The 11236-nt window shown below is 31.2% G+C and carries 7 protein-coding genes, 3 tRNA genes, 1 pseudogene and 1 other annotated feature (1 of these 12 cut by a window edge); of the genes and pseudogenes, 1 reads left to right on the top strand and 10 read right to left on the bottom strand.

Going from position 1 to position 11236, the window contains the following annotated elements:
* On the top strand, positions 1 to 258 hold the end of the coding sequence (locus AXY43_RS15050) for a DUF5050 domain-containing protein (protein ID WP_243099093.1). Its footprint begins 489 nt before the window's first position; only the last 258 of its 747 coding nucleotides appear in the window; the start codon falls outside the window, past its left edge; it ends in the stop codon at positions 256 to 258.
* 62 nt (positions 259 to 320) lie between these two features.
* Here AXY43_RS15050 and murD read toward each other — a convergent pair whose 3' ends face one another.
* The 10 genes and pseudogenes from murD to AXY43_RS15000 form a co-directional block, all read right to left on the bottom strand.
* Positions 321 to 1697 carry a UDP-N-acetylmuramoyl-L-alanine--D-glutamate ligase gene (murD, locus tag AXY43_RS15045; RefSeq protein ID WP_023977052.1) on the bottom strand — a complete coding sequence of 459 codons (1377 nt, stop codon included), beginning with the start codon at positions 1695 to 1697 and terminating at the stop codon, positions 321 to 323.
* A 148-nt stretch (positions 1698 to 1845) separates the two neighbouring features.
* Complete coding sequence (locus AXY43_RS15040) at positions 1846 to 3237, bottom strand: glycine--tRNA ligase (RefSeq protein ID WP_011967470.1); 1392 nt, start codon at positions 3235 to 3237, stop codon at positions 1846 to 1848.
* A gap of 50 nt (positions 3238 to 3287) precedes the next feature.
* Positions 3288 to 3461: a binding site (T-box leader), on the bottom strand.
* A 75-nt stretch (positions 3462 to 3536) separates the two neighbouring features.
* Positions 3537 to 3611, bottom strand: a tRNA-Asn gene (locus AXY43_RS15035).
* Positions 3612 to 4049: 438 nt separating this feature from the next.
* A tRNA-Asn gene (locus tag AXY43_RS15030) sits at positions 4050 to 4124 on the bottom strand.
* Between the two features lie 437 nt (positions 4125 to 4561).
* A tRNA-Asn gene (locus tag AXY43_RS15025) sits at positions 4562 to 4636 on the bottom strand.
* A 312-nt stretch (positions 4637 to 4948) separates the two neighbouring features.
* Positions 4949 to 6454, bottom strand: coding sequence for a lysine--tRNA ligase (gene lysS, locus AXY43_RS15020; RefSeq protein WP_011967469.1), 1506 nt, complete (start codon positions 6452 to 6454; stop codon positions 4949 to 4951).
* A gap of 14 nt (positions 6455 to 6468) precedes the next feature.
* Complete coding sequence (gene greA / locus AXY43_RS15015) at positions 6469 to 6951, bottom strand: transcription elongation factor GreA (protein WP_011967468.1); 483 nt, start codon at positions 6949 to 6951, stop codon at positions 6469 to 6471.
* Positions 6952 to 7431: 480 nt separating this feature from the next.
* Positions 7432 to 8397 (bottom strand): tRNA dihydrouridine synthase DusB, encoded by a 966-nt coding sequence (gene dusB / locus AXY43_RS15010; RefSeq protein WP_023976913.1) that lies wholly within the window; start codon positions 8395 to 8397, stop codon positions 7432 to 7434.
* Positions 8398 to 8446: 49 nt separating this feature from the next.
* Positions 8447 to 9247, bottom strand: a complete 801-nt coding sequence (locus AXY43_RS15005; RefSeq protein ID WP_011967466.1) for a type III pantothenate kinase — start codon at positions 9245 to 9247, stop codon at positions 8447 to 8449.
* A 191-nt stretch (positions 9248 to 9438) separates the two neighbouring features.
* A pseudogene (locus tag AXY43_RS15000) lies at positions 9439 to 11108 on the bottom strand (formate--tetrahydrofolate ligase).
* Between the last annotated feature and the right edge of the window lie 128 nt (positions 11109 to 11236).

Here is an 11236-nt window from a genome sequence, read left to right as displayed (position 1 = left end):
ACATTAAGCTGCAAGAGAATTTCCATAATGAATGGATTTCAGTTAAAAATTATAGATAAATCCATATATTTTATTAACGGCAGTGACTCAAATAACTTATACTCACTATCAGTAGACTTAAAAAATTCAACCGCTACCTCTAAACCAGAGATATCAGAGGGTATAAATGAATATTATTTGACTACCTCAGGTATATTCTATAGCCCAAGTATAAATGTGAATAATATATACTTCAAAGATTTTTCTTCTAAAAGTTAATGCAAAATAGGAGATAAGTATTTATAACTAAACACTTATCTCCTATTTCTTGCATTATGAACTTATAAAGACTTCACTATCTCTTTAAACTTATTACCTCTTATCATAAAATTAGGATACATATCAAATGATGCACAAGCAGGTGATAGAGTGACAATATCGCCTGGATTCGCTATGCTTTCAGCAAGTCTTACTGCCTCTTCCAAAGACTCAACCATATTTATATTAATTTTAATTCCTTTTTCATTTTCTAAATTATCAAAAACATCTTTGATCTTGTGCTTTGTCGCTCCCATAAGGATCAATTCTTTTATATATGGGTACCCCTCATATGCTAAAGGTTCAAAAGGTATATTCTTATCATACCCTCCTGCAATAACTATTACTTTTTCATCAAATGCTCTAAGCCCCGCTAAAGTTCTTGTAGGACTTGAAGCAATAGAATCATTATAATATTTAACTCTGTCTATCTCTCTTACAAGTTCACACCTATGTTCAACGCCAGCAAATGTTTCAGCAACTTTTTTCATTACCTCCACAGAGACATCGTCTTTTGTTGCTAAAAATGCTGCAAGATAATTTTCAACATTATGCATCCCCTTAATTACGATATCGTCTTTTTTGCAAACTTCCTTGTCTTCAAGATAGAGTATCCCATTTTTATAGTATGCCCCATCTATCAGTTCTCTTTTTGAACTGAACTCTTTCACATTTCCTTTCGCTTCTTTTATAAATCCATGGGTAATTTCGTTTTCTCTATTCACTACTAAAAGTCCATTTGAATTTTGATATATAAAGATATTCTTTTTCGCATCTATATACTCTTTCATACTTTTATGCATGTCTAAGTGATTTGGGGATAAATTTGTACATACTGCAACATCTATTTCTTGAGTCATTGTCATAAGTTGAAAGCTAGATAACTCTAATACAACTTTATCTTCATCATGTATGTTTTCTATTTCTGAAAATAATGGAGTTCCTATATTTCCTCCGACCCATGTTTTATACCCTTGACCTTCTAGTAACTTAGAAATAATTGTTGTTGTTGTTGTCTTTCCATCGCTACCGGTTATTCCATAGACTTTTCCTCTTGTATACCTAACAAACTCTTCCATCTCAGAAGTAACATATGCTCCTTCTTTTCTAACCCTTACTAATGCTTCACTATCAATCCTCATTGATGGTGTTTTAAATATCACATCAAACCCTTTTAAGTTATCTAGATATTTTTCTCCAAGCTCCAGCTTAACTCCCCTTTTATTAAATCCTTCTGCAACGTCTCCAAGTTCTTCTAAACTCTTTTTATCAAAAGCCGTTACAGCAGCACCTAAATCTATTAAAAAATTGATTAACGGAATATTGCTTACTCCAATTCCAACAACTCCAACTTTCTTACCCACTATAAATTCCTTAAACTCATTAAAATCTTTCTTCATGATTTATCCTCCAAATTTAAATCTCTATCCATCGTATATATTATTGCCAAAATTTGTTCTTCGTTATTTTAATTATAACACTTGCAACAAAAAAATAAACTGACCCAAGAAGAAATTATCTTGAATCAGTTTTTGTTTAGGTATAATCCTAAAATTCCAAACTTGCTTGGATATAATTTTCTATTTCACTTATTTTAATTCTTTCTTGTTCCATAGTATCTCTATTTCTAATTGTTACTGACTCATCTTCTAATGTATCGAAATCTATTGTTATACAATAAGGAGTTCCAATTTCATCTTGTCTTCTGTATCTCTTACCTATACTTCCTGTTTCATCGAAATCAAGATTGAATTTCTTACTTAACTCCGCATAAATATCTAAAGATTTTTCTGATAGCTTTTTAGAAAGAGGCAATATTGCTGCTTTAAACGGAGCTAATGCTGGGTGTAAATGCATTACAGTTCTAACATCTCCACCTTCTAACTCTTCTTCATCATATGCTTCAATTAAAAATGCTAAAGCAACTCTATCCGCGCCTAACGACGGCTCTATAACATATGGAACATATTTCTCATTAGTTGTTTGATCTAAATAGCTTAAATCCTGGCCAGAATGTTCTTGATGTTTAGATAAATCATAATCAGTTCTATCTGCTATTCCCCAAAGTTCTCCCCAACCAAATGGGAATAAATATTCTATATCAGAAGTTGCATTCGAGTAGAAAGATAACTCTTCTTCTCCATGATCTCTCATTCTTAAATTTTCTGCCTTAACATTCAAATTTAGCAAGAAGTTCCAACAATAGTCCTTCCAATATTTGTGCCACTCTAAATCAGTTCCAGGCTTACAGAAGAATTCTAATTCCATTTGTTCAAATTCTCTTGTTCTGAAAGTAAAATTACCGGGTGTAATTTCATTTCTAAAAGATTTACCTATTTGGGCTATACCAAATGGTACTTTTTTTCTTGATGTTCTTTGCACTGCTTTAAAATTAACAAAAATACCTTGTGCTGTTTCTGGTCTTAAATACATTTCTGATTTAGCATCTTCAGTAACACCCTGAAATGTTTTAAACATAAGATTAAACTTTCTTATATCTGTGTAGTTCATCTTTCCACATTTGGGACAAACTATGTTATTTCTTTCAATATATTCTTTCAATTGTTCGTTAGTCCATCCATCAGCTGTCGCTACTTCTGCTCCATTTTCTGTCATATGATCTTCAACTAATTTATCAGCTCTAAATCTTGCCTTACATTCCTTACAATCCATTAATGGGTCTGAAAAACCTCCAACATGCCCTGATGCAACCCAAACTTCTCTATTCATTAAAATAGCAGAATCTAATCCAACATTATACGGACTTTCTTGAACAAATTTTTTCCACCATGCTTTTTTTACATTATTTTTGAATTCTACCCCTAAAGGACCGTAATCCCACGAATTAGCTAGACCACCGTATATATCTGAGCCTGGAAATACAAATCCTCTATTTTTACAAAGAGCCACAATCTTATCCATTGTTTTTTCTACTGCCATTGTTTTATCCCTCCAAATATATTTTTATAAAATAAAAAAGGCTTTAAGCACAAAGGGACGAAATATAATTCCGCGGTTCCACCCTTCTTGGCTTAAGCCCATCTTTCTTCATCGATTTCCTCACACTCAAAAGCTCCATTCATTTATAACCAATAATGATTTCCACCAAACATCATCTCTCTTCAACTGACTTATAAATTACTTTTCTTTTTCAACATGTGTATTTAATTTATAAATTAATTTTAACAAAATCATTTTATATGTCAAGTCTGAATATTTTCTAAAAAAATATAAAAAAATGGCTCCGCGAAGAGGACTCGAACCTCCAACCTATCGGTTAACAGCCGAGTGCTCCACCATTGAGCTATCGCGGAACGTCATTACTTAATCTATTATATCAGTTTTTTTAGATTATGCAACCCTTTTTTAATAAAATATCAAAATTATATCTCTATACTATCAAAGTTATCAAATAACATCTACATTTTAGAATTAATACATATTATATATTCCTAATTCATCTTTATAGAGCCTGAAAAGAACAAAATCTCAAGCGATTGTGGAACTGTAGATTTTACCCACCTGATTTTTCAAATGTATGTGAGAAAAATTCAGCAGGATAATATATTTTTTCATTCTCTTTACAAACTGTGATTCTCTGAGTAAGTATTTCCATAACTTATGCCCTCAAGAGTTACAATATTCGCAACTTTAAATTTAGTATAAATTCATATGGAATAAAAAAAGCTATAACAATGCTTTCAAAATGCATGCTATAACTTATAATACTATTCTAAATAAAATAAAAAAAATGGCTCCGCGAAGAGGACTCGAACCTCCAACCTATCGGTTAACAGCCGAGTGCTCCACCATTGAGCTATCGCGGAACGTCATTACTTAATCTATTATATCAGCTTTTTTAAATTATGCAACCCTTTTTTAGCAAAATATCAAATTTATATCTCTATACTATCAAAATTATCAAATTACATTTACATTTTAGAATTAATACATATTATATATTCCTAATTCATCTTTATAAAACTTGGAAAGAATAAAATCTCAAGCGATTGTGAAACTGTAGATTTTTGCGCATCTACTTTTTCAAATGTGTGTGAGAAAAATTCGACAGGCTAATATATTTTTTCATTCTCTTTACAAACTGTGATTCTCCGAGTAAGTATTTCCATAACTTATGCCATCAAGAGTAACAATGTTCACAAATTTAAATTTAGTATAAATTCATATGGAATAAAAAAGCTATAACAATGCTTCCAAAGTACATGTTATAACTTATAATACTATTCTAAAAAATATAAAAAAATGGCTCCGCGAAGAGGACTCGAACCTCCAACCTATCGGTTAACAGCCGAGTGCTCCACCATTGAGCTATCGCGGAACGTCATTACTTAATCTATTATATCAGCTTTTTTAGATTATGCAAGTCTTTTTTATATTTTATTTACTTTTGTAGTTTTCAGAAATACTTATAGCTTTTCTTTCTTATTATCCAGAAGAAATACTAATTCCTATAAATATTTATGCAGATAATAAAATATTTCTGAACTTATTATAGAGTTCCTGATTTCAAATTATGTTTCTTATATTTCATTTTTAAATCAACAACAATAAAAGGTTCATATATGCCTTTTATACATATAGAACCTTTTTATAGAAATAAATATAATCTATTTACTTTAACTGTATCAAATTATTTCTGCGGTCTCATTGTAGGGAATAATATAACATCTCTGATTGAAGCTGAATCAGTTAAGAACATTATAAGTCTATCTATTCCCATTCCCATTCCACCTGTTGGTGGCATACCTGTTTCAAGAGCACTCATAAATTGTTCATCTAGCATATATGCCTCGTCATCTCCAAGTTCTCTCTCTTTAGCTTGTTGTTCGAATCTTTGTCTTTGAACTATAGGATCGTTTAATTCTGAGTATGCATTACAAAGTTCTCTACCAAATACAAAGCCTTCAAATCTTTCAGTGAATTCAGGATTTCCTCTCTTCTTCTTTGTAAGAGGTGAAATTTCAACTGGATAATCCGTAACAAATGTAGGTTGAATCATATTTGCTTCACCAAACTCTTCATATAAAGCATTTAAAACTTCACCTTTTGTTACTGTATTTAATGGTTTAGCAAATTCTAAGTGTTTTTCCTTTGCTATAGTTTGAGCTTCATCGTCAGATTTTATTTCATTGAAATCTACTCCAGCATATTCTTTTACAGCATCAACCATAGTGATTCTTCTCCATGGTGGCTTAAAGTCTATTTCTGTACCTTGATAAGCAACCTTAGTAGTTCCATTTACTTTTTCACAAATATATGCAACCATATTTTCTGTAATTTCCATCATGTCATTATAATCAGAATATGCTTCGTATAATTCTATAGCTGTAAATTCAGGATTATGTCTTACTGACATACCTTCATTTCTAAAATTTCTTCCTATTTCATATACCTTTTCAAAACCAGCAACTATTAATCTCTTAAGATATAACTCTGTAGCTATTCTTAAATACATATCCATATCTAAAGTATTGTGATGAGTAATGAAAGGTTTTGCTGCTGCTCCACCAGCTATTGCTCCAAGAATTGGAGTTTCTACTTCTATAAAGCTTTTAGCATCTAGGAATTCTCTTATAGCTGAAATGATTTTACTTCTTTTAATAAAAGTATCCTTAACTTCTGTATTTGTAATTATATCAACTTCTCTTTGTCTATATCTTAAATCTGGATCCTTTAACCCATGCCATTTTTCTGGAAGTGGCTTTAAAGATTTACAAGTCAACTCAAAAGTATTTACATTTACTGATACTTCACCTGTTTTAGTTGTAAATACTTCTCCAGTTGCTGCAATCCAATCACCTAAATCAAAAGTTTTATATTGCTTTAAATTTTCTTCCCCAACCTTATCAATCTTTAAGAATAGTTGTATCTTACCATCCTTATCATGTATATCTGAGAAAACAACTTTTCCCTGCCCTCTTTTAGACATTAGTCTTCCTGCAACGGTTACTTCCTTACCTTCTAGTGCATCATAATTTGCCTTAACTTCCTCTGATGTATGAGTTCTGTTGACTTTATAAACATCAAAAGGATCCTTTCCAGCACCTTGTAGCTCTGCTAGCTTAGCTCTTCTCAATCCTTCCTGTTCATTATACTGAGACTCTAACTCTTGCATGCTCATTTCTTCTGTTGACATTGCTGTACCTCCAATTAACTTCTACTTATTCCTAGTATTTCGAATTTATTAACTCCGTCTGGAACTGTTACCTCTACTACATCACCAACTTTTTTACCAACTAGTGCATTTCCAACCGGTGATTCGTTTGATATTTTAAAATTCATAGGGTCCGCTTCTGCAGAACCTACTATTGAATACTCTACTTCTTCATCAAATTCATAATCTTTAACTTTTACCTTTGATCCAACTGAAACAATATCACTTGGAATCTCTGACTCATCTACAACCACTGCATTTTTAAGCATATTTTCTAATTGAATTATTCTTCCTTCTGTAAATGCTTGGTCGTTTTTAGCTTCATCATACTCAGAATTTTCACTTAAGTCTCCGTATCCTAAAGCAATTTTTATCTTTTCAGTTATTTCTTTTCTTTTTACTGTTTTTAGATATTCTAATTCACTTTCTAATTTTTTAACACCTTCATAAGTCATAACATATTGTTTTGATTGGCTCATATACTTTAACTCCCCTTTAAAACCTTCTATATTATTTATTTTAGTTATTGATTATAATCTTTATTTTGATAAATTATCTATTAAATAAATATTTTAAGCAATCTCTTATTATATCGTTAACAGAGAGTACCTACAAATTTATAATAATTTGAAAAATATTTTAATCTGAAAATCATTTAACTTATTATAAATCAGCACATTTCATATGTCAATAAATCCTAATTTGAAGCAATTCGCTCCATTAGTTAGCAACTAATTCGGAACAACTTTACTCATAGCTATGATTGCTGTGAATCAAACATTAAATAAACCTAGTTTAAATATTAATATAAAAGTAAATTAGTAAAACATAAATTATAATTTTTACACAAAAATTAATACTCATATTTATACTAGATTTATTATTAAACCAAATTACATTTTTCTAAATATTAATAATATGCTTGAAACAATTAAATAATTCTAGTTATACTTACAAAACTATAATTCATCTTGATATTTTCTTAAAGCTTCAATAACTTTTTCACTATCATTTATAGTATTAATCTTATTTTTAAGTTCTGTGCATCTTGGAAGTCCTTTAATATACCATGATGCGTGTTTTCTCATTTCTCTTATCGCTTTAAATTCCCCATCATATTTTATTGCTAATTCGTAATGCCTAATACACATTTCAATTTTTTCATTATCTGAAACTTCTTGAATTACTTCTCCATTAAGCAAATTATTTATCTGTCTAAATATCCATGGATTTCCTTGACTTCCTCTTGCAATCATTATTCCATCACAATTTGTAGTTCTTTTCATTCTGATAGCATCTTCTGGAGAAAATACATCTCCATTTCCTATTACAGGAATTGAAACACTATCCTTAACTCTCTTTATTATGTCCCAATCTGCTTTCCCTTGATACATTTGTTTTCGTGTTCGTCCATGAACAGCAATAGCATCTGCTCCAGCTTGTTCCATCCCTTTTGCAAATTCTACTGCATTAATATTATCTTCATCAAATCCTTTTCTAAACTTGACAGTAACAGGTTTGGTTGAAACTTTTTTTATAGTTCTAACGATATCGTATGCAAGTTCCGGTTCTTTCATTAATGCAGATCCCTCTCCATTTTTAACTATTTTGGGAGCTGGGCATCCCATATTAATATCAATTATACAAATATCTTCCCTGTTATTTAAATATTCCTCACAAATTCTAGCCATCACATCTGGCTCTCTACCAAATATCTGGGCCGCAACTGGTTTTTCTTCATCTGCTATTCTAAGTAAGGTTTGTGTATTCTCGCTTCCATAATATAATGCTTTAGCACTAACCATTTCGGTGTAAACCAAACCGCATCCCATTTCCTTACATAATCCTCTAAATGATATGTCAGTTACTCCTGCCATAGGTGCTAGAAATATATTGTTTTCAAAGGTTAAATTCCCTATCTTCATTGTAGAATATACTCCTTACATCTTGTATAAATCTCAATTTCCATATAATTTATCTTTGGGAAATCTCTATTTCTTTGTTTTTTTCATATAATATTTTTAATCCTTCTAGTGTTAAATCCGAATCAACCTTATCAATAACATCAGTCTCTTTAGCTATTAAATTTGCTAATCCACCTGTTGCTAATACAAAAGGTTCTTCCTTATACTTAGAATTTTTCATTTCTTGTTTCATTTTTTTCACTATATATTCAACTTGCCCAATATAACCAAATATAATACCAGATTGCATACTTGATACAGTATTTTTGCAAATCATATTTTTTGGTACTTCTAATTCTACTCTAGGAAGCTTAGCTGCTCTTTCAAATAAAGCATCCGCCGAAATTCTTATTCCAGGGCATATGCATCCTCCAAGATAATCTCCATTCGCTCTTACTGCACAAAAAGTTGTAGCTGTTCCAAAGTCTATTATTATAACTGGTCTCTTGTAAATTTCATATGCAGCAACAGCATTTACTATTCTATCTGCTCCAACTTCTCTCGGGTTATCATATTTAATATTTATTCCAGTTTTCACTCCTGGTCCAACTATTATAGGTTCGTGACAAAAACATTTTCTTAACATATTTTCTAAAGAATGCATTATATTAGGAACAACAGAAGAAACTATAACTCCAGTAATATTTTTAGGATCAATGTCACTTAAGTTAAATAGTTGCATAACTTGTATACCATACTCATCTGAAGTTTTATTTCCTTCACTTGAAATACGCCAACTAGCTATATACCTTTCTCCATTATGTACTCCCAAAACAATGTTAGTATTACCTGCATCAACAAGTAAAATCATAGAAAGCACCACCTTAATATAGTTAAATTAAAAGCAGCCCGAAGAGCTGCCTTAATTTTGAAATTGACTAAAAAATAACAATATAATTTTAACAATTATATTTAATTTGTCAAGAGTTTAAATGTGATTTTAGATTAATACCACCATTTTCTAGCTTCTGTTTTCAACTTAAATACACATATATGCATTCATTAGAATAATCCTATTATTTCTCCACTTTTTAATACATCCATCTTATTTGCTGCTGGTACCTTTGGAAGGCCAGGCATAGTCATTATGTCACCTGTCTGAACCACTATAAATCCAGCTCCATTTGATACTCTGACTTCTTTAACTGTAATATCAAATCCTGTAGGCCTAGCTAAAAGGCTAGGATTATCTGATAGTGAATATTGCGTTTTTGCCATACATACAGGAAGTTTATCCAACTTGAACTTTTCTAATTCATCAATTTGTTTTTTTGCTGCTGGAGTATAATTAACTTTATCTGCTCCATAAATTTCACTAGCAATTGTAAATATTTTCTCTCTAATAGATTTTTCCTTATCATATATAGGCTCAAAATTTGATTCACTATTCTCTAGTGCATCTAACACTATATTGGCAAGGTCAATTCCACCTTCACCACCTTTAGCCCACACATCACACAATGCTACTTTAACCCCAATTCTATCGCAAAAATCCTTAATGAATTCCACTTCTTCCGAACTATCTGTAACAAACTTATTTATTGCAACAACAGGTGTAATTTTAAACTTCTTTATATTCTCTATCTGTTTTTCCAAATTAGCAATTCCATCTTTTAATGCTTCAACATTTGGAACATTTAATTCTGTCTTAGCTACTCCGCCATGATGCTTTAATGCTCTTATAGTCGCAACAACTACAACACATTCAGGTTCTAAATTACCATATCTACATTTAATATCAAAGAACTTCTCTGCACCTAAATCCGCTCCAAATCCAGCTTCTGTTATGGCAACATCTCCCAACTTTAAAGCAAGCTTAGTTGCCATTATAGAATTACATCCATGAGCAATATTAGCAAATGGTCCTCCATGTATTAATGCAGGAGTATTTTCTAATGTTTGAACCAAGTTAGGCTTAATCGCGTCTTTCATTAGTAGCGCCATAGCTCCTTGTACTTCTAGTTCCTTAGCATAAACAGGATTTCCATCTAAATTATATGCAATTACTATATTCCCCATTCTTTCTTTCAAATCTTCTAGATCACTTGCTAAACATAATATAGCCATTATTTCAGATGCAACAGTTATATTGAATCCATCTTCTCTAACAAATCCATTAACCTTTCCACCCATCCCAACAATGATATGTCTTAACGCTCTATATTCATATCCATTACTCTTTTAAATACAATTCTTCTAGAATCAATTCTTAAAACATTACCTTGGTGAATATGGTTATCTATTGCTGCAGATAACAAATTATTAGCAGATGTAATAGCATGCATATCTCCAGTAAAATGAAGATTGATATCTTCCATAGGAACAACTTGAGCATATCCTCCCCCAGCTGCTCCACCCTTGATCCCGAAAACCGGTCCTAATGATGGCTCCCTTAATGCTATAACGGCTTTCTTCCCAATCCTGTTTAAAGCCTGACCAAGCCCTACTGTAACTGTTGACTTTCCTTCTCCTGCAGGAGTTGGATTTATAGCTGTTACCAAAACTAACTTTCCATTATTATTATTTTTAACCTTATCATATACATCTAAAGATATTTTACACTTATATTTTCCATAGTACTCTATATCATCTTCGCAAAGTCCCAATTTTTCAGCCACATTTTTTATCGGCTCCATCTTTGCCTCTTGAGCAATCTGAATATCACTTTTCATTTAAAATCCCTCCTAAATATAAACCCAAAATCATACTTAATATAATTTATTATATCATTTCACTATACATAATAAAAGTTTTTTCGAATAATAAGTATAAATAGACTCCGAATATTCGTATTAATATA

The sequence above is a fragment of the Clostridium sp. MF28 genome (assembly GCF_002969175.1).
Lineage (GTDB): Bacteria > Bacillota > Clostridia > Clostridiales > Clostridiaceae > Clostridium > Clostridium beijerinckii.
Note: the sequence above shows the minus strand (reverse complement) of the source record. Positions and strands in the feature narration are given on the sequence as shown.

What these genes read in the sequence shown, in the direction of transcription:
- murD (WP_023977052.1), bottom strand. Translation starts at nt 1,697, where the DNA reads ATGAAGAAAGATTTTAATGAGTTTAAGGAATTTATAGTGGGTAAGAAA.
- AXY43_RS15040 (WP_011967470.1), bottom strand. Translation starts at nt 3,237, where the DNA reads ATGGCAGTAGAAAAAACAATGGATAAGATTGTGGCTCTTTGTAAAAAT.
- lysS (WP_011967469.1), bottom strand. Translation starts at nt 6,454, where the DNA reads ATGTCAACAGAAGAAATGAGCATGCAAGAGTTAGAGTCTCAGTATAAT.
- AXY43_RS15005 (WP_011967466.1), bottom strand. Translation starts at nt 9,247, where the DNA reads ATGATTTTACTTGTTGATGCAGGTAATACTAACATTGTTTTGGGAGTA.
- dusB (WP_023976913.1), bottom strand. Translation starts at nt 8,397, where the DNA reads ATGAAGATAGGGAATTTAACCTTTGAAAACAATATATTTCTAGCACCT.
- greA (WP_011967468.1), bottom strand. Translation starts at nt 6,951, where the DNA reads ATGAGCCAATCAAAACAATATGTTATGACTTATGAAGGTGTTAAAAAA.